The organism is Bradyrhizobium sp. CCBAU 25360 (genome assembly GCF_028128695.1).
In the GTDB taxonomy this organism is placed as follows: domain Bacteria; phylum Pseudomonadota; class Alphaproteobacteria; order Rhizobiales; family Xanthobacteraceae; genus Bradyrhizobium; species Bradyrhizobium ottawaense.
Genome location: NZ_LBJA01000045.1, coordinates 637227 through 662456, shown reverse-complemented (window position 1 = coordinate 662456; position 25230 = coordinate 637227). Strand labels below are relative to the sequence as shown.

Below are 25230 nucleotides of genomic sequence, written 5' to 3'. Positions count from 1 at the left end.
GGTTACTGCTCGGCTGTGGCGGCTGCAGGCCGCGCGTCGGCCTGCCGCGTCGGATTCACGGCAAGACCGGTTGCGGGATCGACCGCGACCTCGACGGTCTTGACCGGCGCGCCGGGGCGAGCCTTCTGCGTTCCCTCGACGACCAGGCGGTCGCCCGCCTTGGCGCCGGAGCGCACCAGCCAGTTGCTGCCGACGTCCTCTCCGAGTTCCAGCGTCCGCTGCTCGACCTTGCCGTCCTTGTCGACGAACATCGCCACCGCCTGCCCCAGCGGATTACGCGAGACCGCCCGCTGCGGCACCAGGATCGCGGCCGTGTCCACGCCGGCGACGACGCGGGCGCGCACATACATGCCCGGCAGCAGCGCCCGCTCGGGATTGGCGAAGACCGCGCGCGACGAGACCGAGCCGGTGCTCTCGTTGACACTGGCATCGGTGAAGCCGTACTTGCCCTTGTGGCCGTAAGCCCTGCCGCTCTCCATCAAGAGCTCGACCTGCACGCCTTCGGCAGGACGCTTAAGCCGGCCACTGGCGATCTGGTTGCGCAGGCGTTCCATCTCGGAGGTCGACTGATCGAGGTCGACATAGACAGGGTCGAGCTGCTGGATCGTCGTCATCGCGGTCGCCTGGCTGGCGGTGACCAGCGCACCGGGCGTGATGCTCGACTTGCCGATCCGGCCCGAGATCGAGGCCGTGACCTTGGTGCGATCCAGCGAGATCGCAGCCGTGTCGCGGTTGGCCTCCGCCGCCTTCACGTCGGCCTCGCCCTGCTTGTAGGCGGCGACCGCATCGTCGACATCCTGCTGGCTCGCCGCATTGGTTTGCAGAAGCTGGGTCTTGCGCGCGGCCTTGAGCTTGACGCTGACGAGCGTTGCCTCCGACCTCTGCACCGCGGCCTCGGCGCTGGCCAAGCCCGCCTTGTACTGCACCGGATCGATCTCATAGAGCAGGTCGCCTTCCCTGACCTCGGCGCCTTCCACGAAGTCGCGCTTGAGCAGAATGCCCGTGACCTGCGGCCGGACCTCGGAAACCTGGTAGGCGACGACGCGGCCCGGCAGCACCGTCGAGATCTTCGCTTCCTGCGGTTTCAGGGTCATGATGCCGACCTCTGGCACCATCTGCTGCAATGCCGCTTGCGGGTTCTGCTCCCCGCAAGCGGCAAGCAGCAGGGCAATCAAGGGAACAGCGCGGACGATCGGGGAACGCATGAGACGATCCATGGGTAAGTTGCGGCCCCTGAAGGGCATCGCGCGGAAACATTTGGAAACTATTCAGTTTCCATTGGGAAACTTGGTAGTTTCCTTCCCTGAAGTCAAGTGCTAGGCTGCCTGCACAACGGCGTTCAAGCAGTCGTGAAGCAGCTCAAATTCAAGCGGGTACGTCCATGGCGAAAGAAGCCAGCAGTCAGAGGCGCATTGCTCCGCCGTCGGAGCGGACCAAGCCGACCGTGGGCCCCGCCCCCGACGCTCGCATGAGGCAATTGCTGGCGGCGGCGAAGGACACCTTCACCAGCAAAGGGTTTGCCGCGACGACGATGGACGACATCGCCGGTGCCGCCGGGATGTCGAAGAAGACGCTCTACAAATTGTTCGAGAGCAAGACCGAGCTGTTCCGCGCCATGCTGCTGCGCAGCTTGCCGGAAGCCGATTACGCAGACACCCCTTCGGAAGGATCACCAGTGATCCGGCTTCGAAACATGCTGCGCGAGGCGGCCAACGTCGCGCTGTCGCCTGGCGAGATCGCCCTGCAGCGTTTGATCATCGGTGAACGTCAGGCGTCCCCGGAGCTGGGGCGTATGTTCGCCGAGGTCATCATGGAAAGCGGCACGGAGCATATCGTCGAGCTACTGAAGGCAGTTCGCCTGGAGCCCCGTTTTGAGGGCGTGCCGCTCCGCCTCATTGCCGAAATGCTGTTCGGCATGGTGTTCAGCCACGATCATTTCAGGCTGCTGACAGACACCGCATTCAAGTTCAATCGCCGCGCCCTGGACCGGCGGATCGATCTTGCCATTGCAACCTTCTGTGCGGCCGACGAATAAGCGTGAGCCGCCTCGCTCGGCTTGGAAGAAGGTCAGCAGCCGAGCCTATCGGCGATCCCGCCAAAGTCCTTGGCGACGATGTCCCACTTGCCGGTGGCTTCGAAATCGACCTTCTGGAGCGGACCGTACTCCGTCGGCCGTGCGACGAACGCGGTCTTCAGGCCGTTCTTCTGCGCCGCCGCGAGATCGCCGTTGTGGGCGGCGACCATCATCACCTCCTCCGGCTTGAGGCAGAGCAGCCTTGCTGCGCCCAGATAGGTTTCCGGATCGGGCTTGTAGTGCTCGAACAGCTCGGCCGACATGACGAGATCCCACGGCAGGCCGGCAAACTTCGCCATGTTGGTGAGCAGCGCGACATTGCCGTTCGATAGCGGCGAGATCACGAATTTCGACTTCAGCCGGGTGAGGCCCGCGACGCTGTCTGGCCAGGGATTGAGGCGATGCCAGCCCTTGGTGAGATAATCGAGATCGGCGTCAGTGAGGCCCTTGATCGCGAACTGCGCGACCAGCTTCTCTAGCGAGCGGCGGTGCAGATCATCCAGCATGACATAGCCGCGCTCGGGATGTTTGCGCACATCGTCCATCGAGGCCATGTACATGCCGCGCCAGCCGTCGACGAGCGCCGTCCAGTCGGCACTGATGCCGCGCTGCCTGCTCCACCACATGAAGTCGGTGATGAGGCTGGTGCGCCAGTCCACAACCGTGCCGAAGACGTCGAAGACAAGGGCTTTGACGGCGGAGAGTTCGGACATGGCGCTTCCCGTGATTGTTCTTGTTGTCATTCCGGGATGCGCCGTTAGGCGCAGGCCCGGAATCCATACTCCCGATCGTGGTTATGGATTCCGGGCTCGACGCTTTGCGTCGCCCCGGAATGACGGGCAGTTGTTATGCCCCACTTAGTCCAGATGGAACTTCGCAAGCTCGCGATGCTCGGCCTTGATGTAGCGCACGGTGCCGGTGACCGAACGCATCACCACCGTCTCGGTCTCGATCACGCCGTCCTTGCGAAATTTGACGCCCGAGAGCAGCGAGCCCGTGGTGACGCCGGTGGCGGCGAACAGGCAGTCGCCGCGCGCCATGTCCTCGATGCCGTAGATCATCTTGGGATCGTTGACGCCCATCTTGGCGGCGCGTTCACGCTTCTCGTCGGAATCGAGGATGAGACGGCACTGCATCTGGCCGCCGATGCAGCGCAGCGCCACGGCCGCGAGCACGCCTTCCGGCGCGCCGCCGGTGCCGAGATACATGTCGACGCCGGTGTTATCGGGGTCGGCGCAATGGATCACGCCGGCCACGTCGCCGTCGGTGATCAGGCGCACGGCGGCGCCGGTCGAGCGCACGCTCTCGATGATGCTGGCATGGCGCGGACGATCGAGCACCAGAACCGTGATGCCGTCGGGCTGGACACCCTTGGCCTTGGCGAGACGGCGGACGTTGTCGGCCGGCGTTGCATCGAGATCGACGACGCCCTTGTTGTAGCCCGGCCCGATCGCGAGCTTCTGCATGTAGACGTCGGGGGCGTGCAGCAGCGTACCGCCGTCGGCCATCGCCATGGTGGCAATCGAGCCCGGCATGTTCTTGGCGCACAGCGTGGTGCCTTCGAGCGGATCGACCGCGATGTCGACCTGCGGGCCGGCGTTCAGGCCGACCTTCTCGCCGATGAAGAGCATCGGCGCCTCGTCGCGCTCGCCCTCGCCGATCACGATGGTGCCCTCGATCGGGAGCTTGTTGAGCTCGCGGCGCATCGCATCCACCGCAGCCTGGTCGGCCGCTTTCTCGTTGCCGTGCCCGCGCAGCCGCGCCGACGACACCGCCGCCCGCTCCGTCACCCGCACGATCTCCAGCGTGAGGATGCGCTCGAGCAACGCGTGCGGGGGGACTGAAATATGGGTCGACATCGGCTCACTCCTTCGAAACGGTTTTGGACAGAAGTCTCTGCCCGCATCAACTCTCAACGCCCACGGTTCGTTCGTTCAAACCGCCTCATTGTTTCAGCATGACCTTTCCGGAAAACCGCTTCGCACCTTGTGCTGGCGCGGTCCTTCGGATCCGGGACATGCTCAGTTCTTCTCGATCCGGATCACCTGCGGCCGTCCGCTGATCACCTTGTCCTTCTGCACGGCGGCGAGCGCGCGGCGCACCGCGTCCTCATGCGTCGCGTAGGTGATCAGGATGACGGGCACAGGAACCGCCTTGCCGTCGGCTGGCGCAGCGCCGCCATTGGGATGACGCTGCACGATCGACTCGATCGAAATCTTCTGCTCTGCCAGCCGCGTCGCGATCGCAGCCGCGGTGCCGGGGAAATCGCGCGCCAGAAGGCGGATGTAATAGCCGCCCTCGTGCCGCTCCATCGGCGCCTTCTTGGTGTCGCGCAAATGAGAAATGGGCCGGCCGAACGGATTGGCGCGGATTCCGCGCGCGACATCGGCGATATCGGCGACGACGGCGGATGCCGTCGCGGCACCGCCGGCGCCGGGGCCGACCAGCGTGATCGGCGGAATGCCCTCGCCGTCGATTGTGACCGCATTGGTGACGCCCATCACCTGCGCGATCGAGGAGGATTTCGGAACCATGGTCGGATGCACGCGCTGCTCGATGCCCTTGGCGGTGCGCACCGCAACGCCGAGCAGCTTGACGCGGTAGCCGAGATCGGCCGCCGCGCGCAGATCTTCCGGCGCGATGGAGGAGATGCCTTCGACATACACCGCGCTTTGAGCAACTTTCGTGCCGAAAGCGAGGCTGGCGAGAATGGCGAGTTTTTGCGCGGTGTCATGGCCGTCGACGTCGAAGGACGGGTTGGCCTCGGCATAACCGAGCCGCTGCGCATCCGCGAGGCATTCGGCGAAGGACAGGCCTTCCTGCTCCATCCGGGTCAGGATGTAATTGCAGGTGCCGTTGAGGATGCCATAGACGCGGTTGATGCCGGTTCCGGCAAGACCCTCGCGCAACGTCTTGATGACGGGGATCGCGGCGCCGACGGCTGCCTCGTAATTCAGCGCACCGCTGTGCTTTTCAGCGGCCTTTGCCAGTTTCAAACCGTGCTTCGCGAGCAGCGCCTTGTTTGCCGTGACCACTGACTTGCCGGCGCTGAGCGCGGCCTCGACCGCCGACAGCGCGGGATCGCCGGCGCCGCCCATCAGCTCGACGAAGCAATCGATGCCCGGATGCGTGGCCAGCGCCAACGGATCCTTGACCCATTCGACGCCGCGCAGGTCGATGCCGCGCTTCTTCGCCTTCGAGCGCGCGGTGACGGCGACGACGCGGATACCGCGGCCGCTGCGGCCTGCGAGCACGCGGGCCTGCGTTTCAATCAAACGGACAACTTCGGCGCCCACGGTGCCGAGCCCCGCTATGCCCACTTTCAGGGGTGCAACCATGATGACTTAGAAAACCTGCCGAAGAGAACTTAACGCCGATTGGCGAGCGGAACGACGTTGTGCAACGTTTCGATGCCGCTTTCAAGGAAGCGTCGCACGCCGCGCGCGGCCTGCCTGATCCGTTGCTCGTTTTCCACCATGGCGATGCGGACATATCCTTCACCATGCTCGCCGAAGCCGACGCCGGGCGAGACCGCAACGCCGGATTTCTCCACCATCAGGGTCGCGAATTGCATGCTGCCGACGCTGCGGAAGGCTTCGGGCAGCGGCACCCAGGCGAACATCGAGGCCTCCGGCGGCGGGATCTCCCAGCCGGCGCGGCCGAACGATTCCACCAGCGCATCGCGGCGCTTGCGGTAGGTGTCGCGCATCTCCTTGATGCAATCGTCGGGACCGTTCAGTGCGGCGGTCGCCGCGACCTGCACCGGCGTGAAGGCGCCGTAATCGAGATAGGATTTGACGCGGGCGAGCGCTGCGATCACGCGCTCGTTGCCGACCGCAAAGCCCATGCGCCAGCCGGCCATCGAATAGGTCTTCGACATCGAGGTGAACTCGACGGAGACGTCCATCGCGCCGGGCACCTGGAGCACCGAGGGCGGCGGATTGTTCTCGTCGAAATAGACCTCGGCATAAGCGAGATCGGACAGGATCAGGATCTCGTGCTTCTTCGCGAACGCGACGAGGTCCTTGTAGAAATCCAGGCTCGCGACATAGGCGGTCGGGTTCGAGGGATAGCAGACGACGAGCGCCAGCGGCTTGGGGATCGAATGCACGATCGCCCGCTCCACCGCCTCGAAGAACTGCGGCGTCGGCTCCGACGGCACCGAGCGGATCACGCCGCCCGCCATCAAAAAGCCGAAGGCGTGAATCGGGTAGCTCGGGTTCGGACAGAGGATGACGTCACCGGGCGCGGTGATCGCCTGCGCCACGTTGGCAAAGCCTTCCTTCGAGCCCAGCGTCGCGACGATCTGGGTGTCGGGGTTGAGCTTCACGCCGAAGCGGCGGGCGTAGTAGCCGGCCTGGGCCCGGCGCAGTCCGGGGATGCCGCGGGACGCCGAGTAGCGATCGGTGCGCGGCTTGCCCAGCGTCTCCTTCAGCTTCTCAAGCACATGCGCCGGGGCCGGCAGATCCGGGTTGCCCATGCCGAGGTCGATGATATCGGCGCCGGCATTCCGCGCGGCCGCCTTGGCCCGATTGACCTGCTCGAACACGTAAGGCGGAAGGCGGCGGATGCGGTAAAATTCTTCCATGGCTCTCTGGGCTCCGGGGCAACCGGTCAGGACAGAATCGACAGGCCAGGACGGCGCTTCGGAAAGGCGTCCATTTTCGTCGTGAAAATTACTCAAAATCAAATGCTTAGAGCAATCATCGACGACGAAGACTGAAGTCGTTCGCCCTGACTCTCGGCTGAACGTGGTCTTTTAGCACGGCAAGGCGGGGGCGCCAGCGATTACCTTGGAGCGGCTCATTTCGCATCCTTGCCGGCGACGGCCTGGCGATCGCGCGCGGCGGCGAGCTCAGCCTCGATCTTGGCGCGCTGCTCCGGCGGGATGACCGCTTGATCGCGATCCGGCGGCAGGTCGTGCACCGGCAGATAGGTGCCGGGCTCCCTGGGATGGGCCTGCGCGTCCGCGGGGGTCATATCGGCGAGCTGGCTCGAGCAGCCGCCAACGGCGAGCGCCGCGATCAGCAGCGCGCCGCGGATCGGCAGCGTCTTTTGCAGGTCCCACAACGCCAACACTTGGGAAATCCCCTACTCGTCCCAAAGCACGGCCCCGGGCAACCTTACCCAAGACCGCGCCCAAGCTCAAACCATTGCTGCCCAAATGGTGCGAGCGAGAAAACAGCCGTTGCCCACCAAGCCGAGCGGTGCGGCCCGAATGTGACGGAACCAAGAAGATTTGTCGCAGTGCAACACATCTTCGAGAGTGTTTAACGTCAAACATGCGAGCTTCGCGGTGACGAATACGGAATGAACCGTTACTGTTCTGCTCATGAGCATGGCCACGACCGATACGCCCAAACCCGAGACGAAGTTCGATGCGGAAGCCTTCGCGATGAATGTCGCGCGGGCGATGGAGAGCGGCGGCAAGGCGCTGGCCGCCTACCTCAAGCCGCGCGAGAGCGGCGAGGTGCAGGATCGCCCGCCGGCCGAGCTCGCCGAGGTCGTCAAGACCTTCACCTCGGTCGCCGAATACTGGCTGTCGGATACGTCCCGCTCCTCCGATCTGCAGACCAAGCTCGCCAAGGACTATCTCGACCTCTGGGGCTCGGCGGTGCGCCGCATGGCCGGCCAGGACGCAGCGCCCGCGATCGCGCCCTCGCCGCGCGACAAGCGCTTTGCCGACCCGGAATGGAAGTCGAACCAGTTCTTCGATTTCGTCATGCAGCTCTATCTGCTCACGACCAGATGGGCGCAGGAGCTGGTGCGCGACGCCGAAGGGCTCGATCCGCAGACCCGCCGCAAGGCGGAGTTCTACGTCCAGCAGGTCATCAACGCGATCTCGCCGTCCAACTTCGTGCTGACCAATCCGGAGGTGCTGCGCGAAACGGTGGCCAGCAGCGGCGAGAACCTCGCCCGCGGCCTGAAGATGCTGGCCGAGGATATCGCAGCCGGAAAGGGCATGCTGAAGATCCGCCAGTCCAACCCGGACAACCTCGTCGTCGGCGTCAACATGGCGACGACGCCGGGCAAGGTGATTTACCAGAACGAGATGATGCAGCTGATCCAGTATTCGCCGTCCACGGAGACGGTGCTGCGCACTCCGCTCCTGATCGTGCCGCCCTGGATCAACAAGTTCTACATCCTCGATCTCAAGCCGGAGAAATCCTACATCAAGTGGTGCGTCGACCAGGGCATCACCGTGTTCGTGATCTCATGGGTCAATCCCGACAAGCGGCTCGGCAACAAGAGCTGGGAAGACTACATGAAGGAAGGCCCGCTCACGGCGATGGACGTGATCGAGAGGGTCACCGGCGAGATGAAGGTGCACACCGCCGGCTATTGCGTCGGCGGCACCATGCTCGCGACCACGCTGGCCTGGCTCGCCGAGAAGCGCCGCCAACGCGTGTCGTCGGCGACGTTCTTCGCCGCACAGGTCGACTTCACCCATGCGGGTGACCTCCTGGTGTTCGTCGACGAGGAGCAGATCGCGGCGCTCGAGCAGGACATGAAGGCGGCCGGCGTGCTCGAAGGCTCGAAGATGGCGATGGCCTTCAACATGCTGCGCTCCAACGATCTGATCTGGTCCTACGTCGTCAGCAACTACCTGAAGGGGCAGCAGCCGAGCGCGTTCGACCTCTTGCACTGGAATTCGGACGCGACGCGCATGACCGCGTCGAACCATTCCTATTATTTGCGCAATTGCTATCTGGAGAACCGGCTCTCCACCGGCACGATGGTACTCGACAACACGCTGCTCGATCTCTCCAAGGTCAAGGTGCCCGTCTACAACCTCGCCACCCGCGAGGACCACATCGCGCCCGCTGAATCGGTGCTGTACGGCTCGCAGTTCTTCGGCGGTCCGGTGAAATACGTGCTGTCCGGCTCGGGCCACATCGCCGGCGTCGTCAATCCGCCCGCCTCGAACAAGTACCAGTACTGGACCAACGACAACATCAAGGACGTCAACGTCGCCCAATGGATGAAGGACGCGGTCGAGCACAAGGGCTCGTGGTGGCCGGATTGGCGTCAATGGCTGGGCGAGCTCGATCCGGAGCAAGTCCCGGCGCGCAGCGTCGGCAGCGACGCCCTGCCGGCGATCGAGGACGCGCCCGGCAGCTATGTCAGGGTTCGCGCATAGCGGAATCTTCCGCGCTTTTGTATAGACTCGCGCTCAACGCAGCGACGACAGAGGGGACCCGACCATGACGCGCGAACTGTTCTGGCTGACACTGACGGTGATCCTGACCGGGATCCTCTGGATCCCCTACACCATCAACCGCTGCCAGGTCCGCGGCCTCAGCGGCGCCATGGCCAACCCCTCGCGCGGCGACAAGCCGCAGGCGGAATGGGCGAACCGCCTGATGTTCGCGCATGACAACGCGGTTGAGAACCTCGTGCTCTTTGCGCCGCTGGTACTGATCCTCAACGCGATCGACTATTCCACAAAATGGACCGTGCTCGCCTGCGCCGTCTATTTCTGGTCGCGCGTCGCACATCTCATCGTCTACGCGATCGGCATCCCGGTGTTCCGCACCCTGGCCTTCACCGTCGGCTTCCTCGCCCAGGCCGTGCTGGCGCTGGCGATCTTCAAGGTGGTTTGATTTCGTGTCCCGGACGCGCGAAGCGCGAGCCGGGACCCAGAAGGCCGCTACCAACAGGGAAGAGTGGGCCCCGGCTCTGCAGCGCACCGCTGAAGGAGCGCTGCGCTGCGTCCGGGGCGCGAGACTGCCCTACTCCTCCGGCAATCCCAGCATCAGCCGCATGTTCTGCACGGCGGCGCCCGAGGCGCCCTTGCCGAGATTGTCGAGCCGGGCGACCAGCACCGCCTGGTGATATTTGTCGCTGGCGAAGACGTAGAGCTCGAGCATGTTGGTCTCGTTGAGCGCCTCCGGCTCGATCCGGCCGCCTTTGGCCGCCTCGTTCTGCAGCGGCATCACCTTGACGTAATTCGAGCCGACGTACCGCTTGGCGAGCGCAGCCTGCAGATCGGTACCGCCGGGCTTGCCGGGCAGCGTGTCGAGCTGCAGCGGCACCGAGACCAGCATGCCCTGCCGATAGTTGCCCACCGACGGAATGAAGATCGGCCGCCGCGTCAGGTTCGAATAGAGCTGCATTTCCGGCAGATGCTTGTGCTCGAAGCCGAGGCCGTAGAGCTCGAAGGACGGCGCGCTGCCGTCCTCGAAGCTCGCGATCATCGACTTGCCGCCGCCGGAATAGCCGCTCACCGCGTTGACGGCGACGGGATAATCGGGCGGCAACAGGCCGGCATCGACGATCGGCCGCAGCAGCGCAATCGCGCCGGTCGGATAGCAGCCGGGATTGGAGACCTTCTTCGCCGCCTTGATCTTGCCGGCCTGGTCAGCCGTCAGTTCCGGAAAGCCGTAGGCCCAATCGGGCGCAACCCGGTAGGCGGTCGAGGCGTCCAGCACCTTCGGGCCCGAAGCGCCCATGCTGTCGACCAGCGCAACCGTTTCCTTGGCGGCATCGTCGGGCAGGCAGAGGATGACGAGATCCACCTCCTCCATCAGCGCCTTCTTGGCCGCGGGGTCCTTGCGCTTGTCGTCGGCGATCGTCCTCACGACGACGTCGTTCTGGAGTTTCAGCCGCTCGTTGATGCCGAGCCCGGTGGTGCCGGAGCCGCCGTCGACGAAGACGGTCGCGGGTTTGGTGGCAGCGCCCTTCGGGGCCTGTTTGATGTCAGCGAGGCTCATGGTGCGCTCCCTTCGAGCATGTTCGTGTCGTCTGCAAAAACCTGCGGCCTGGCCTGCCGCATCAAAAGTGAGATCTGCTTGGCGTCGGCATCGCCGGCGCCGAGCGCATTGGCGATCGCCGTGTAGTCGGCGTCGGACTTGTGCTGGTTGAGCTTGAAGCTGCCTTCGACCTCCTCAACCGTCATCACCAGACCCACGATCGCCTTCTTCATCGCCTCGAGCCGTCCGGCCGTCATCTTGTCCGATGTCCACGGCTTCTTCGGCCGCAGCCAGTTCTCGAACTTGTCGCTGAGCGTGTCGATCTGCACCGCCAGCTCGTCGTCAGACAACATCCGCACCGGCCCGCTCAGATGCACCGACTGGTAGAGCCAGGTCGGCACCTGGTCCGGCGAGACGTACCAGTCCGGCGATACATAGGCATCGGGGCCATTGATCGCGAGCAGCCAGGATACCGTGCCGTCCGCGAGCTTTAGCAGCGGATTGTGACGGGCGACATGAAAGGCCGCCTGCGGCGTGCCATCGGCCGCATAGGTCAGATAGAACGGCAGCGGGGAAGCGACCGGCTTGTGACCGTCAAAGGCGCACATGGTGCCGAAGCCGCGCTCTTCGGCGAACTTCAGGCTTGCGGCGCGGTCCTGCTTGAAAAAGGGTGGCGTGTACATCGTGGTCTCCTGCTGGGCCTCCTTGGGGGGCCGCCGGATCAGATCGCGCTGACAGGAGAGAGAATGCCGCGGATCGGATCCAGCGGCAAAGACGATGATCTCAAACGCGATCGACCGCCCAAACCGCTAAAGAGCGGCGGCGGCGACGAGCGAACAGGATGGTCGCGGCGTTGATCATGGCGCGCGGCTATAAGGCCAGATCGGGTTTCCGTCAAGGTTTCGGCGTCAGATCACCCGCCAGATCCATTCCATGATCTTCGCGAGCACGTCGCCGAACATCAGGAGCACGGCGGACCAGATCAGGGCCGAGACGAAATTGGCGACCTGGAAGCTCCAATAAGGCATCTCGAAGATGCCGGCCGCAAGCGGCACCGAGGCGCGCAAGGGCCCGAAGAAGCGGCCGATGAAGATGCTGGGGATGCCCCAGCTGCGCACGAAAGCCTCGCCCCTGGGCAGGAGCTCCGGATAGCGCGAGAGCGGCCACATCTGGGCGACCTTCTCCTTGTAGCGGTAGCCGAACCAGTACGAGACCCAGTCGCCGAGCGCCGCGCCGAGGCCGCCGGCGATCCAGACCGGGTAGAAGCTGATGCCGCTCGCCCCGATCAGCGCACCGATCGCGACCAGCGCGCCCCAGGCCGGGACCAGCAGCGAGATGAAGGCGAGCGATTCCCCGAAGGCGAGCAGGAACACGATCGGAGCCGCCCAGGCCTGGTGAACGCGCACGAAATCGGCCAGGGCGTGCGCAAATTGCTCCATCTAAAAAAAAGCCTTCCCGCCCCGTCTCAAGGTGCTGCTCGATGAAAAAGACTGGTAAGCCAAGGGCTTGTGTGACATCAAGTCACAAAACTCGCTCGGCGCCGACGGTCCGGTCAAATTGCCGGGAATTGCAGGGCCTGCGGCGTAAAATCGCCGGGATTGACTCCCAACCAAACCGCCCCGGCCGCCCGCGGTAACCTTTCCAAGTCAGAAGTGGCATAGTCGGCCTAACCGATTCGCCGCTTATGCGGCCCTCAAAGCGTATCAAGATATATGTCCAAACAGTTGAAACCCAAAGCAAAAGACGATTTTTTCGGCGGCGATGAGCCAAAGCCTCGCACGCCTGCCAAGGCGGCTTCGCGCGGAACCGGCGGCGAAGCCGACTACACGGCAGCCGACATCGAGGTGCTCGAAGGCCTGGAACCGGTGCGGCGCCGACCCGGCATGTATATCGGCGGCACCGATGAGAAGGCGCTGCATCATCTGTTCGCCGAGGTCATCGACAACTCGATGGACGAGGCGCTGGCGGGACATGCGACCTTCATCGGCGTCGAACTCTCCGCGGACGGCTTCCTGACCGTCACCGACAACGGCCGCGGCATCCCGATCGACCCGCATCCAAAATTTCCGAAGAAATCGGCGCTCGAAGTCATCATGTGCACGCTGCATTCGGGCGGCAAGTTCGACAGCAAGGTCTACGAGACCTCCGGCGGCTTGCACGGCGTCGGCATCTCCGTGGTGAACGCCCTCTCCTCGCTGCTCGAGGTCGAGGTCGCGCGCAGCCAGAAGCTCTACCGCATGACCTTCGAGCGCGGACACCCCAAGGGCAAGCTCGAGGATCTCGGCAAGATCAACAACCGCCGCGGCACGCGCGTCCGCTTCAAGCCCGATACCGACATCTTCGGCGCCAAGGCTGCGTTCAAGCCGCAGCGCCTGTTCAAGATGACGCGCTCGAAGGCGTATCTGTTCGGCGGCGTCGAGATCCGCTGGAATTGCGCGCCCGAACTGCTCAAAGGCGTCGAGGACGTACCGGCCGAAGCGACATTCCACTTCCCCGGCGGCCTCAAGGATTATCTGGCGGCAGCAATTCACGCCGACACGCTGGTCCACCCGGATATCTTCTCCGGCAAGTCGGGCCGCAACGGCGCGCATGGCGCCTGCGAATGGGCGGTGGCCTGGACCGCGGATGCCGACGGCTTCCTCTCTTCCTACACCAACACCGTCCCGACACCCGATGGCGGCACGCACGAATCCGGCCTGCGCAGCGCGCTGCTGCGCGGCCTGAAGGATCACGCCGAGCGCGTCGGTCAGGGCAAGCGCGCCTCGTCCATTACGTCGGAAGACGTGATGGTCGGTGCCGCCGTCATGCTTTCCGTGTTCGTGCGCGAGCCCGAATTCCAGGGCCAGACCAAGGATCGTCTCGCCACCGCGGAAGCGCAGCGCATCGTCGAACAGGCGATGAAGGATCCGTTCGATCACTGGCTGTCGGGCAATCCGAACATGGCCAACAGGCTGCTCGATTTCGTGATCGACCGCGCCGAGGAGCGGCTGCGCCGCCGCCAGGAAAAGGAGACGGCGCGCAAGACCGCCGGCAAGAAGCTGCGGCTGCCCGGCAAGCTCGCCGACTGCACCGATGCCGGCACCGAAGGCTCCGAGCTCTTCATCGTCGAAGGCGACTCGGCCGGCGGCAGCGCCAAGCAGGCGCGTGACCGCAAGACTCAGGCCGTGCTGCCGCTGCGCGGCAAGATCCTCAACGTCGCCTCCGCCGGCAAGGACAAGCTGACGGCCAATGCCCAGCTCTCCGACCTCGTGCAGGCGATCGGCTGCGGCCAGCTCCTGCAATACCGAGAAGAGGATCTGCGCTATCAGCGCATCATCATCATGACCGACGCCGACGTCGACGGCGCGCACATCGCTTCGCTGCTGATCACATTCTTCTACCGGCAGATGCCGCGGCTGATCGACGAGGGTCACCTCTTCCTGGCCGTGCCGCCGCTCTACAAGCTCACGCACGGCACCAAGTCGGTTTACGCGCGCGACGACAAGCACAAGGAAGAGTTGATCAAAAGCGCGTTCAACGCCAACGCCAAGGTCGAGGTGAACCGCTTCAAAGGCCTCGGCGAGATGATGCCGGCGCAGCTCAAGGAGACCACCATGGATCCGAGGAAGCGCACGCTGCTCAAGGTGGTGCTGCTCGCCGACGATCGCGACACCACGGCGGATTCGGTGGAACGGCTGATGGGCACCAAGGCCGAGGCGCGCTTCGCCTTCATCTCGGACAAGGCCGAGTTCGCCAGCGAGGAGCTGCTGGACGTTTGAGCCCTCGGCCCTGTAGCGCTCCGTCAAGAGCCCCGGCGAAAAGCCGGGGCTCTTTTGCTTTGCGGGGGCGATGACGTCGCTGCGGTCCGTATGGCCTTGAGCGATTCCCGGAATCGTCGTTGCGACTCGGCCAACGACTCACGGCGCTCAGGCGGAGGCACGACTGCCTCCATTTCGGACAAGGCCGGTTTGCTAACGAAACCTTACCCAAGGTTGAATTCCAAAAATCTCGGTAAGGCTTTGAATTTATGTAACTATTACAGATCTTGACAGCCGCGGCGGAAATACCCGCGTATCGGCGTTTTCCGGCAACTGTGCCTGCCCGGCAACAGCATTCCGGCAGGAAACGTCTATAGTCCGAGCATCAGATGACACGAACTTCAGTGCGCTCGCGCTGCTACACAGACCAAGGTTGGGGATTTTAACATGAAGAAGGTTTTGCTCGCTCTGACCGCGGTTGCCGCGATGACCGGTTCGGCCTCAGCGGCCGATCTCGGTGCCCGTCCCTACGTGAAGGCCCCGATGCCGGCGCCCGTCGCCAACTGGACCGGCTTCTACGTGTTCGGCGGCGGCGGCGGCGGCCTCTCCAATGCCGACCAGCACGTCCAGACCACCGTTGGTGCGGTTCCGCTGACGATCGACCAGCGTCAGGGCGGCTCCGGTTGGTTCGGCACCGTCGGCGCCGGTTACGACTGGCAGTTCAGCGGCACCTGGGTCGCCGGTGTGTTCGCTGACGGCCAGTTCGGCAGCATCCGCGCCACCATCCAGGATCCGATCGTCGGCATCACCGGCAACCAGAAGCTGGAAACCTCCTGGGCCGCGGGCGTGCGCCTCGGCTGGCTGGTCGCCCCGAACGTTCTCTCCTACGTCAACGGTGGTTACTCGGGCGCCCACTTCGGCCAGACCAACTTCACGACGCTGGGCGGCACTCCCGCCGGCATCCACCTCAACAGCTACAACCGCAACGGCTGGTTCGTTGGCGGCGGTGTCGAGAACAGCCTGAACATCTTCGGCGTCTCTTCGCCCGGCTGGTTCATGAAGACCGAGTATCGTTCGGCCTTCTACAACGCCAAGACCTCGAACGAGCTCTTCGACGGTACCAACGCGCTGGTCGGCCGCGACATCCGCGCCAACAGCTGGAACCAGACGATCTCGACCTCGCTGGTCTACCGCTTCAACTGGACCGGTCCGGTCGTCGCGAAGTACTGATCCGACCAAGTACTGATCCGAACGCAAGTTCAGACGTCAAAGCCCCGGCATCGCCGGGGCTTTTTCGTTATGGTCTTGTCGGCGACCAAAGCTCGACTTCAGCGTCGTACGCAGCGGCGAGCTGAGCTTCGATCACTCACATGACGTTGGTGACCGCCTGCCCCCCCCGCATCGCGACATGCGCTGGGCTTCGCCGCGTTGGCTTCTGCCGGCGGCGCCATTGTATCCGGACCAAAGCTACGGCTACTGTGGGCCCAAGCTCTCCTGACCGTGGCGATTGATGCCGCGGGTCGCGACGGAAGCGGACCGACGGGGAGGAATGCATGCGCAGATTTCTGCTTGTAGCAGGCCTGTTTGCCCTCGCCGTCGGGCTGCTCTGGATCGGACAGGGCACGGGTACGGTGCCCTGGCCGCGATCGAGCTTCATGGTCAACCAGCTGCATTGGGCCGGCTATGGCGCCGCCATGGCCGGCTTCGGGCTGGTGCTGATCTGGCAGAGCAACCAATAAAAGAAACCAGGGAATACAAGCATGACATCCAGCCGGTTCGAGCTCCGCGGCAAGGTCGCGGTCGTAACGGGAGGCAATGGCGGCATCGGGCTCGGCATGGCGCGCGGCCTTGCCGATGCCGGCGCCGACATCGCCGTGGTCGGACGCAACGAGGCCAAGTCCAAAGCAGCCGTCGAAGATCTCAGGCAGCGCGGCGTCAAGGCGATCGCGATTGCGACCGATGTCACCGATAGGGCCGCCATCGAAGCCATGATCGCGCGCGTGGTGAAGGATCTCGGCCGCATCGACATCCTCGTCAACAATGCCGGAATGAGCATCCGCAAGCCGCCGCACGAGCTCGAGCTCGACGAGTGGAACAAGGTGATCGACACCAACCTCACCAGCGCCTTCCTGTGCTCGAAGCTTGCTTATCCGGCCTTGAAGGCGTCAGGCAACGGCAAGGTGATCAACATCGGCTCGATGATGTCGATCTTCGGTGCGAGCTTCGCCACCGCCTACGCGGCAAGCAAGGGCGGCATCGTGCAGTACACGCGTGCCTGCGCCAATGCCTGGGCGCCCGACAACATCCAGGTCAATGCGATCCTGCCGGGCTGGATCGACACCGACCTCACCCGCGGCGCGCGGCAGCAGGTGTCAGGATTGCACGAGCGGGTGCTGGCGCGCACGCCTGCGGGGCGCTGGGGCGACATCGACGATTTCGCCGGCATCGCCGTGTTCCTGGCATCGTCCGCGTCGAACTTCGTCACGGGCACCGCGATCCCCGTCGATGGCGGTTTCTCGGTGATGGCCTGAGGCCGGGCCTGTCGGCCATTCAACAACGCAAAAAAGAAGCCCCGGACAAATCCGGGGCTTTTGAATTTAGGCAGTGCTTTTTTTGATCGTTGGTCGCGTTGCGTCGTCGACGTGCTCAGTAACGGGCAATGACAGGTGCGTCGAACTTGTAGCTCGCGCGCACGACGGCCCACTGGATGTCGCGCGGCTTGGCATCGAAGGTGTAATTCCCCGACGTGCCGCCGAGCTGATAGGTCTGGCTGCCGAAGGCAGCGTAATTGTATTCGAGGCCGACGATCCAGTTGCGGGTGACGCCATATTCCCAGCCGGCGCCGACGGTCCAGCCGTTGGCCCAGTGGGTCTGTCCGCCCGAGCCCGACACACCGACGGTGTCGCTGACCGACAGACGGTTGTTCGCGCCGGCATAGCCGCCCTTGACGTAGAAGAGGTTGTTCTGCACGGCGAAGCCGGCGCGGCCGACCACGGTCGCGAGCACGTTGGTGCGCCAGGAGAACACGTCGTCGCCCGCACCGAACGCGGTGTTCGTGAACGAGCCCTTGTTGTCGAGGCCGGAGATCGTGCCTTCCATGCCGAACACGTAGTTGTTGGCTTGCCAGTTGTAGCCGATCTGGGCGCCGCCCATGATGCCTGCGCTGCGCTGACGATAGCCCTCGCCCGGGACGAGATCGCCGAACGGCGCACCGGTCCCGTTGTTGATGAACTGCTGGTTGGTCCAGGCGCCACCGATGTGACCGCCGACATAGAAGCCGGTCCAGTTGAACAGCGGCTCCGCATAGGCGGGCGCCTTGGTGTAGCGCGCACCGAGATCGGCGGCGGAGGCCGCGCCCGCCGAAACCAGAGCGGTCGTGCAGGCGAAGGCGGCAATCAATTTGTTACGCATGGTACAACCCCGTGTCCTTTGATGGACGCACGGTCACAGACGGGTGTTACTAAAATTCGAATCAACAGAGTTAACGCGGCGCATGGGCACCTGCTGTCCGCAGATCCGTCGGCGCTGTTGCTCGCCCGCAACGCCGCACGCGCGACTTAACGCGACATTATCCCTACCGAATTCCTGGGCTACGATGCCGCTTTCGAATGCACGTGCTCGGGCCGCACGCCGAGCGCAAGCAGGCGCGCCGGAATGCCCTGCAGCCATGGCAGCGCGGTGATGAGGCGCACGATCAGCGGCACTTTGAGCGGCCGATCGCGCTCCTGCAAGGCACTGCTGATGATCTTGTTCTGCACGATCACCTGCATGCGCTGGGTCATCTTCACCGGGAATTCGCGGCGACGGCGCACGGCATCGAGATCGTTGTCGGACGGGCAGCCGTGCTGCATCTTGTCCGCCAGCAGATTGGCGGTCGCGACTGCGTCCTGCACGGCGAGATTGACGCCGACGCCGCCGACCGGAGACATCGCATGCGCGGCATCGCCGATGCAAAGCAGACCCGGCCGCGTCCAGCGCGTCAGGCGGTTGATCGCGACGGTCAGCAGCTTGACGTCGTCAAAGCTCTTCACGTCGGCGATGCCCGACCTGAGGATCGGGGCCATGCGCACGACGTCGTCGAGCAGTGCCTGCAGTCCCCTCGCCTTCACCGCTTCGTGCTGTCCCTTGGCGATGACATAGGCGCACTGCCAATAGTCGCCGCGATCGAACGTGATCATCATCTTGCCGGGCTCGACGCGCGCGAACACGCTTTCCGTCTCGTCGGCCTTGCGGCCGGCGCGGAACCACAGCACGTCCATCGGCGCGCCGATCTCCTCGACACCAAGGCCGGCGCGCTCGCGCACCGTCGAATGCCGGCCGTCGCAGGCGATGGTGAGATCGGCTTCGATGTCGACGACGCCGTCAGGCGTTTTCGCCCGCACCCCCGCGATCTTCTCGCCGCGGCGGATCAGATCGACCGCCTCCGTGCTCATCATCACCTCGAGTGAGGCAAAGCGCCGGCCGGCCTCGCGCAGGAAATTCAAAAAATCCCATTGCGGCATGAAGGCGATGAAGGGGTATTTGGTGTGGAGCCGGCGGAGATCGGCGATGCGCACCGGCGTACCGCCGAACAGGCCGTCCATCTTCTGCAGGCGTTGATGCGGCAGCTTCAGGAAGCCGTCGATCAGGCCGAGTTCGTCCATGACCTCGAGCGTCGAGGGATGCACGGTGTCGCCGCGGAAATCGCGGAAGAAATCCGCATGCTTCTCCAGCACCACGACCTCGATGCCGGCCCGCCCCAGAAGATAGCCGAGCATCATGCCGGCCGGCCCGCCGCCGACGATGCAGCAACGGACTCTTTTCGTCCGGTTCGGTTGTTGGTCGGAGGTCATTGCAGCCGCTATCCACGATGCGAGTATCGATCAAGATATGCCGGACGATTGTAACGCCGGTTCAGGTCGATCGCAGCCTCAATCTGGACGGGTCTCGGCAAGGACGGCTGGCAGCTTCGGATCACGCAGGCCCTCGCGGCCCCCGAATAAACCGCGGGCCCCGTTGTTATGGGGAATACGACCCAAACGGCATCAGCGGGAACGTTCAACGTGGCATGGTTGCTTGCAGGCGTGGCAGCCTGGCTGGCCATCAACATCGCGCTCGTCTATCTGCGCACGCGGCGAAGCGGCAATGCGGAAGAGAGCGAGCCGAAGGTCTAGCTTTGCCTGCGGCGACGGCCGCGCGCGGCTCAGCCTTTCTCGTCAGAGCAGCCGGTCGCCACTTGCGATGCAACGAGAAAGGCCCGCGCTGCGCGGGCCTTTCATGCAGCAGAGCCAGATTATTTCTGATCTTCATTGCTGGTCCCGGAGCCCGGAGTGCCGATCGGCAATCCGTTCGGCGCGTGACCAACACCAGCGTTCCGCTCAGCTTGCGCCGCTGTCGGCGACGTGCCGTTCGCAGTCGGCGACTGAACGTTCGGATTGTTCTGACCTCTGTTGGTGTTGACGTTGGCCCCGGTGGTGGTGCTATGCGTCCCCATTCCTGAAGGGGCCGACGGCCCTGAATTGGCGCTGCTGGATGACGTGCCTACTCCGGCACCCGAGCTGGCCGCGGATCCCGCGCCGGCGCCGCCGGTCCCCGTACCGGCAGCGGCACCCGCGCTGGCGCCGCCCGCACCACCGCTGCCCGCACCACCGCCGCCTCCCCCGCCTCCCCCGCCTCCCTGGGCAAAAGCGGACGTCGAAAGTGCAGCGCATGCGAAAGCTACGAGGATGGACTTGCGGATCATGGATCGTCTCCCTGGTTTGGTGGACAATCCAGGTGACCAAGGAGTTGTTCCTTCGCCTGCGGCGAACAGGCGCCCGCTACCTCAAGGCTTCGACTTCCGTTCCCATGGGCGCTTGCCGTCGGCGTCGCGGTCCCAGGGACGCGTCATCGGAGCTCCCTTTTCATCCTCGGCGGCCTTCGCACGGTCCGCTTGGACGCGTTCCCGGTCGGTCAGTGGCGGCGTGGGGATGGGAGTAGTTTGCGCCAGAACCGGAAGCGTCGTGAGGAGCGCGACGAGGATGAATTTTGTCATCCCCGGCTCTAACATTTCCACCGTTAGCTGTCCGATTTAAGTTCATCCATCCCGCCACGCCCGCCCGATCGACACGCCCTCAATTATTGCTGCGGTTCGTGCTGCGGAAACTCTTGATCTCCGAGACGCTGCCGTCGCGATAGGTCAACTCTACGGAGACGGATTGTGTGCTCGGTGCGAGCTTCATGTAGAGCGGCATGCCCGCAGTGATCGCACTGGGGTCGCGCATGTCGCAAGCAGGCATCTTCAGAACCTGGTTGGGCACGGCAGTGTCGATGCCGATGCGCACCTCGCGGATGGCGCAGCGATAGGACACGAGGTGCGTGTAGTAGACCAGCAGCCCGTTGAACTCGCGGAACGACAGCCAGCTCGTCGATGTCATGTCGAGGATCTTGCGCTGGTCGCGGATCAGCGCGGCCTCGGGATCGAACCGGATCGGGAACGGCCCCTGCATGTCGCCGGACTGATCGACATAGCGGACCTCGATGGTGCCGGCCGCAGCATCCGGCGGCAATTCGATCGACGGGTTCGGCATCCGCTTGCGCGTGCGCGGATCGAGCGTGTCGATGAATCCGGTCTCGCGGAAATCGCCCTTTCCGGCCATGCGCCAGGAAATGCCGAGCGTCGGGTCGGCGAACGAGAACACCACGCTCCAGCCGCCATTGTGCCGCGAGAAGCTCGCGATCGGCGCGTTGAGGGTCTCCTCCTTCGGCAGTTGCGGCACCGACACCGGCGGTAGCGCCGCGAGCTTCTGCGGTGGCGGATCAGCCGGCCGCGCGACGGCATCCTTCGCCATGCCGCTGAGGAAGACGTCGTCGACCATCTGGTCGAAATAGACCGGCACCTGCCTGTGCTTGACGGTATCGGCCATCTCGCTGACGGCACGGCGGGTGCGCTGCGCCACCTGCACGAGGTTCTCGCCGGGCTGAAGCAGCTCCTTGGCGAAGGTGCGCGTGAACACCGAATTGGGATTGGCGTCGTCGTTGGAGAGGCGGTCGAGCGCGGTCTGGCGGGGACCTGCCGAAAACACCGAGAACACACCTTCGGGCAGTTGCACCATCGGAGCAAGCCCGCCACCACCGGCCACCGCGCGGGTACCCTTGCGCTCGAACGGGTTGTTGCGGCAAGCGTCGAACACCAGGATCGAGGTCCGCGCCTTCTTGTTCTGGAGGCGCTCGACGATGCGGTCGGCCAGGATCGAGGCGTCACGCACCAGCTCTTCCTGCCCTTCGGTCGCCGCCGGCACGTCCGTCGGCAGCAGGTAGTTCTGGCCTGCGATCTCGAAGCCGTGGCCGGCGTAGAAGAAGAACGCGGTATCGCCCGGCTCGATCGCCTTGTCGAAGGCGAGCAGGGTCTCGGAGAATTGCTGCCGGCTCTGGTTCTCGGCGACCATCACCGAGAAGCCGAGCTGCTTCAGCGTATCGCCCATGGTGCGGGCGTCGTTGACCGCCTTGAGCAGCTTCGGGACGTTCCTGTAGTCGTTGTTGCCGACGACGAGTGCGACACGCTTCTCGGCATGGGCGGGAGCTGCGAAGCCGTTCAGGCCCGCCGCCAGGCCAAGGGCCGCCAGAATTCTGAAAAGCCGACGCGTCATCGCAAGATTCCCGTTGCAGAACGGCGCCAAGCCGCTTCCCTCGAACAGCAGTTCATTGGACCCCTGCCGCTGTGTGATAGTCGGCCCAGACGTAACCGTGGTTCAAGGAACCTGGGCCGCGGTTCCATGATCTGGCTATGGCAGATTCCCGTGGAATCTGCTCTTTCTAGGGCAATTGCGCTGCAAGTGAGGGCTGCCGTGTATCGCTGGTGTACCGACGAGGTCGAGCCGCACGATCGCTTTGACTATTGGCGCGAGGTGCGCTCCAAGGGATTGTTCGGTGTCACTGCCGAACTCGCGCGCGAACGGCGCGCGGACTTCTTCGGCGAGTTCTCGCTGCGCCAGCTTGGCGGCGCCGGCCTCGTCGAGCTGAAGGCCTCGCAATATGCGGTCGAGCGCAGCACCTCCGATATCGCCTACGCACCCGGCGACAGCATCTGCGTCTACCAGCAGCTCGGCAGCGGCGGCTGGTTCGGCGGCATGCGCGGAAACGACTTCGCGATCGCCCCGGGCAGTTTCGCCACCAGCCATACCGACCTGCCCTACCGCACCGCGCCGCTCGGCGCCGGGGGCTTCCACCTGCGGATCCTGAAGATTCCGGTCAGCACCATCCCGGCGCAGGACAAACGCATGCGCGAGCTTGCGCCCCGGACGTTCGGCGATCCCACCCTGGCGCCCCTGCTCGGGGCCTGCTTCGCCGAGCTCGGCGAAGCCTCAACGGATCAGGGCGACAGCGATGCGACCTCTCTCGTCCAGGCTTTGGCCCATCTGGCGCTGATCGAGCGCGGCATCGTCAGGCCTGGCAGCCGGCGCGGACAGGCCGCGCTGCGGACCGCCCGCCTCTCGCGGGCCCGGCGCCTGATCGCGGGCCACCTGCAAAACCCGGATCTGGCACCGACGATGGTGGCCGACGAGCTCGGCGTGTCCGTGCGCCACCTGCACATGCTGTTCGAGACCGCGGCGAAGAGCTTCTCACAGACCGTGACGGACGAACGCCTAAAACAGAGCCGCCGCCTGATGCGTGAGGCGCCCGAGCGGCTGATCGCCGACATCGCGACCTCCTGCGGCTTCGAGAGCCTGGCGACCTATTACCGGGTCTTCAATGCCGCCTATGGCATGGCCCCCGGTGACTTCCGGGCGCAGGGCTCGGATAGGCGTTAGCCGCCGTTTTGGCGGCTCAGGCCGGAGCGCGGGGTTGGGCGGAAAAACCCCAGTCGCACCCGCTATTTGGTAAAAACCTCAGGTTTTTTAGGACCTTCCCGCGCCCGCTCCATTGACTTTGGCCGATTCCCGCCTATGTTCCGGGGCGACGCGGCTCAGATCGAAGACCGATTCCTGAGCCTGGCGCTTTGTTCGCGTGAGTCAGCACCCCCAGCTTCTTTGAGAGCGCGCCGTTTCGGGGTGGAACGCGACAGCCTTATTACCCTCGATTCCGAACGGCGGTTTCGACCAGAGGCTCAATGTCCTTTTCAGATCTCGGACTGTCCGAAAAAGTCCTCGCCGCAGTGGCGGCCACCGGTTACACCACCCCCACCCCCATTCAGGAACAGGCGATCCCCCACGTCCTCGCACGCAAGGACGTGCTCGGCATCGCCCAGACCGGCACCGGCAAGACCGCGGCCTTCGTGCTGCCGATGCTCACCATCCTCGAAAAGGGTCGGGCGCGGGCGCGCATGCCGCGCACGCTGATCCTCGAGCCGACCCGCGAGCTCGCGGCCCAGGTCAAGGAAAACTTCGACCGCTACGGCGCCGGCCAGAAACTCAACGTCGCGCTTCTGATCGGCGGCGTTTCCTTCGGCGACCAGGATGCCAAGCTGACGCGCGGCGTCGACGTGCTGATCGCCACCCCCGGCCGCCTGCTCGACCATACCGAGCGTGGCGGTCTGCTCCTCACGGGGGTCGAGCTGCTCGTCATCGACGAAGCCGATCGCATGCTGGACATGGGCTTCATCCCCGACATCGAACGCGTCTGCAAGCTCGTCCCGTTCACGCGACAGACCCTGTTCTTCACCGCGACCATGCCGCCGGAAATCCGGCGCATCACCGAAGCCTTCCTGCACAATCCGCAGAAGGTCGAAGTGTCCAAGCCTGCCACCACTGCCGTGACCGTCACGCAATCCCAGGTGCCAGCCGGGCGCGAGGCGCACGAGAAGCGCGAACTGCTTCGCCGCCTGCTGCGCGAAGCCAAGGATCTCAAGAACGCGATCATCTTCTGCAATCGCAAGCGCGAAGTCGCCATCGTTCACAAATCGCTCCAGAAGCATGGTTTCAGCGTCGGCGCACTGCACGGCGACATGGACCAGCCGGCCCGCATGGCGGCGCTCGAACAGTTCCGCAAGGGAGAGCTACCGCTCCTCGTCGCCTCGGATGTCGCCGCCCGCGGCCTCGACATTCCCGAGGTCAGCCACGTCTTCAATTTCGACGTTCCCCACCATCCCGATGACTACGTCCACCGCGTCGGCCGGACCGGCCGCGCCGGTCGCACCGGCACCGCGATCTCGATCGTGACGCCGCTCGACCAGAAGTCGATGGTGGCAATCGAGAAGCTGATCGGCCAGAGCATTCCGCGCGCCGAAGGCGACTTTGAAATCCACGCCGAAGCCTCCGATGGGACCGAGCGTCCGCGCGAGTCGCGTGGCCGCGAACGTTCACGCGGCGGACGCGGCAAGCCGCAGCGCGGCCGCGACCGTGAGCGCAGCCACGAGCCGCGCGAGCCCCGTGGCGAGGCAAGACATGCTTCCGAGGCCAAACATTCTTCTGAAGCAAGACATTCTTCCGAAGCAAAGAGTTCTTCGGAGGCAAGACAGCCCGCCGAAGCAAGGCATCGTTCCGACGACAAGCGCAGGGCGGAGCCGCGTCACGACGCGCGCCAGCAGGCCAATAATTCGCACGTGCCGTCGATCGGCCGTCCCGAACCCCGCCGCCAGCGCGAAGCCGACAGCGAGCCGGGCGATCACTCGCATCTGCCGGCGTTTCTGCTGCGGCCGGTCCGCTCCCCCGCCGGAGCCTGAGGCGCGAGGCGCCCCAGGTTTCGGTTGAGCAAAGCCGCCGCACAATTTTTTAGATGCATTCGTGAACGTATATTTACGGGGTGTTCACGATCGTCCGTTAGCCTACGA

22 protein-coding genes are annotated in these 25230 nt (G+C 64.6%); 9 read left to right on the top strand and 13 right to left on the bottom strand.

The window, feature by feature from the left end:
- Window positions 1-2: 2 nt before the first annotated feature.
- On the bottom strand, window positions 3-1205 hold the full coding sequence (locus XH81_RS37340; protein ID WP_049801653.1) for an efflux RND transporter periplasmic adaptor subunit: 1203 nt from the start codon (window positions 1203-1205) through the stop codon (window positions 3-5).
- A 176-nt stretch (window positions 1206-1381) separates the two neighbouring features.
- Between XH81_RS37340 and XH81_RS37335 the strand changes: the two genes are divergently transcribed.
- A complete protein-coding gene (locus XH81_RS37335) occupies window positions 1382-2035 on the top strand; it encodes a TetR/AcrR family transcriptional regulator (RefSeq protein WP_028144799.1) in 654 nt (217 codons plus the stop codon).
- Between the two features lie 32 nt (window positions 2036-2067).
- Here XH81_RS37335 and XH81_RS37330 read toward each other — a convergent pair whose 3' ends face one another.
- From XH81_RS37330 to XH81_RS37310, 5 genes are all read right to left on the bottom strand, one after another.
- Window positions 2068-2787 (bottom strand): haloacid dehalogenase type II, encoded by a 720-nt coding sequence (locus XH81_RS37330; protein WP_028144800.1) that lies wholly within the window; start codon window positions 2785-2787, stop codon window positions 2068-2070.
- Window positions 2788-2931: 144 nt separating this feature from the next.
- The gene (gene glpX, locus XH81_RS37325) at window positions 2932-3933 is read right to left on the bottom strand and encodes a class II fructose-bisphosphatase (RefSeq protein ID WP_018323059.1); all 1002 of its coding nucleotides are present in this window, start codon (window positions 3931-3933) and stop codon (window positions 2932-2934) included.
- A 162-nt stretch (window positions 3934-4095) separates the two neighbouring features.
- The gene (locus XH81_RS37320) at window positions 4096-5412 is read right to left on the bottom strand and encodes a homoserine dehydrogenase (protein WP_028144801.1); all 1317 of its coding nucleotides are present in this window, start codon (window positions 5410-5412) and stop codon (window positions 4096-4098) included.
- Window positions 5413-5441: 29 nt separating this feature from the next.
- Window positions 5442-6662, bottom strand: a complete 1221-nt coding sequence (locus tag XH81_RS37315) for an LL-diaminopimelate aminotransferase (protein WP_028144802.1) — start codon at window positions 6660-6662, stop codon at window positions 5442-5444.
- A 215-nt stretch (window positions 6663-6877) separates the two neighbouring features.
- Window positions 6878-7153 carry a hypothetical protein gene (locus tag XH81_RS37310; RefSeq protein WP_038946669.1) on the bottom strand — a complete coding sequence of 92 codons (276 nt, stop codon included), beginning with the start codon at window positions 7151-7153 and terminating at the stop codon, window positions 6878-6880.
- 253 nt (window positions 7154-7406) lie between these two features.
- On the opposite strand from XH81_RS37310, the gene XH81_RS37305 reads away from it, so the two are divergent.
- Together XH81_RS37305 and XH81_RS37300 are read left to right on the top strand one after the other, a co-directional pair.
- Window positions 7407-9215, top strand: a complete 1809-nt coding sequence (locus tag XH81_RS37305) for a PHA/PHB synthase family protein (RefSeq protein ID WP_028144804.1) — start codon at window positions 7407-7409, stop codon at window positions 9213-9215.
- Between the two features lie 64 nt (window positions 9216-9279).
- Complete coding sequence (locus XH81_RS37300; protein WP_028144805.1) at window positions 9280-9678, top strand: MAPEG family protein; 399 nt, start codon at window positions 9280-9282, stop codon at window positions 9676-9678.
- A gap of 129 nt (window positions 9679-9807) precedes the next feature.
- Here the strand turns inward: XH81_RS37300 and argC are convergent, their stop codons facing one another.
- The 3 genes from argC to XH81_RS37285 form a co-directional block, all read right to left on the bottom strand.
- Entirely contained in the window at window positions 9808-10788 is a 981-nt protein-coding gene (gene argC / locus XH81_RS37295) for an N-acetyl-gamma-glutamyl-phosphate reductase (protein ID WP_028144806.1), read from the bottom strand.
- Window positions 10785-11450, bottom strand: coding sequence for an FMN-binding negative transcriptional regulator (locus tag XH81_RS37290; RefSeq protein WP_028144807.1), 666 nt, complete (start codon window positions 11448-11450; stop codon window positions 10785-10787). Before XH81_RS37290 ends, argC begins: the two co-directional genes overlap by 4 nt.
- Before the next feature lie 225 nt (window positions 11451-11675).
- The gene (locus XH81_RS37285; protein ID WP_028144808.1) at window positions 11676-12206 is read right to left on the bottom strand and encodes a DedA family protein; all 531 of its coding nucleotides are present in this window, start codon (window positions 12204-12206) and stop codon (window positions 11676-11678) included.
- A 273-nt stretch (window positions 12207-12479) separates the two neighbouring features.
- On the opposite strand from XH81_RS37285, the gene parE reads away from it, so the two are divergent.
- The 4 genes from parE to XH81_RS37265 all read left to right on the top strand — a co-directional run bounded on the left by parE (window position 12480) and on the right by XH81_RS37265 (window position 17035).
- Window positions 12480-14525: a DNA topoisomerase IV subunit B gene (gene parE / locus XH81_RS37280; protein WP_028144809.1), complete on the top strand. Its 2046-nt coding sequence runs from the start codon at window positions 12480-12482 to the stop codon at window positions 14523-14525.
- Between the two features lie 426 nt (window positions 14526-14951).
- Window positions 14952-15734 (top strand): outer membrane protein, encoded by a 783-nt coding sequence (locus XH81_RS37275; RefSeq protein ID WP_018323049.1) that lies wholly within the window; start codon window positions 14952-14954, stop codon window positions 15732-15734.
- Between the two features lie 323 nt (window positions 15735-16057).
- The gene (locus XH81_RS37270; protein ID WP_028144810.1) at window positions 16058-16243 is read left to right on the top strand and encodes a hypothetical protein; all 186 of its coding nucleotides are present in this window, start codon (window positions 16058-16060) and stop codon (window positions 16241-16243) included.
- 21 nt (window positions 16244-16264) lie between these two features.
- Window positions 16265-17035 (top strand): SDR family NAD(P)-dependent oxidoreductase, encoded by a 771-nt coding sequence (locus tag XH81_RS37265; RefSeq protein ID WP_028144811.1) that lies wholly within the window; start codon window positions 16265-16267, stop codon window positions 17033-17035.
- Window positions 17036-17150: 115 nt separating this feature from the next.
- Here XH81_RS37265 and XH81_RS37260 read toward each other — a convergent pair whose 3' ends face one another.
- From XH81_RS37260 to XH81_RS37245, 4 genes are all read right to left on the bottom strand, one after another.
- Complete coding sequence (locus tag XH81_RS37260) at window positions 17151-17915, bottom strand: outer membrane protein (protein ID WP_028144812.1); 765 nt, start codon at window positions 17913-17915, stop codon at window positions 17151-17153.
- 179 nt (window positions 17916-18094) lie between these two features.
- A complete protein-coding gene (locus XH81_RS37255) occupies window positions 18095-19336 on the bottom strand; it encodes an FAD-dependent oxidoreductase (RefSeq protein ID WP_028144813.1) in 1242 nt (413 codons plus the stop codon).
- 971 nt (window positions 19337-20307) lie between these two features.
- The gene (locus XH81_RS37250; RefSeq protein ID WP_028144814.1) at window positions 20308-20517 is read right to left on the bottom strand and encodes a hypothetical protein; all 210 of its coding nucleotides are present in this window, start codon (window positions 20515-20517) and stop codon (window positions 20308-20310) included.
- A gap of 79 nt (window positions 20518-20596) precedes the next feature.
- Window positions 20597-22111 carry a caspase family protein gene (locus XH81_RS37245; RefSeq protein WP_028144815.1) on the bottom strand — a complete coding sequence of 505 codons (1515 nt, stop codon included), beginning with the start codon at window positions 22109-22111 and terminating at the stop codon, window positions 20597-20599.
- Between the two features lie 198 nt (window positions 22112-22309).
- Between XH81_RS37245 and XH81_RS37240 the strand changes: the two genes are divergently transcribed.
- Window positions 22310-23272, top strand: coding sequence for a helix-turn-helix domain-containing protein (locus tag XH81_RS37240; protein WP_028144816.1), 963 nt, complete (start codon window positions 22310-22312; stop codon window positions 23270-23272).
- 299 nt (window positions 23273-23571) lie between these two features.
- Complete coding sequence (locus tag XH81_RS37235; RefSeq protein WP_028144817.1) at window positions 23572-25122, top strand: DEAD/DEAH box helicase; 1551 nt, start codon at window positions 23572-23574, stop codon at window positions 25120-25122.
- Window positions 25123-25230: the final 108 nt, after the last annotated feature.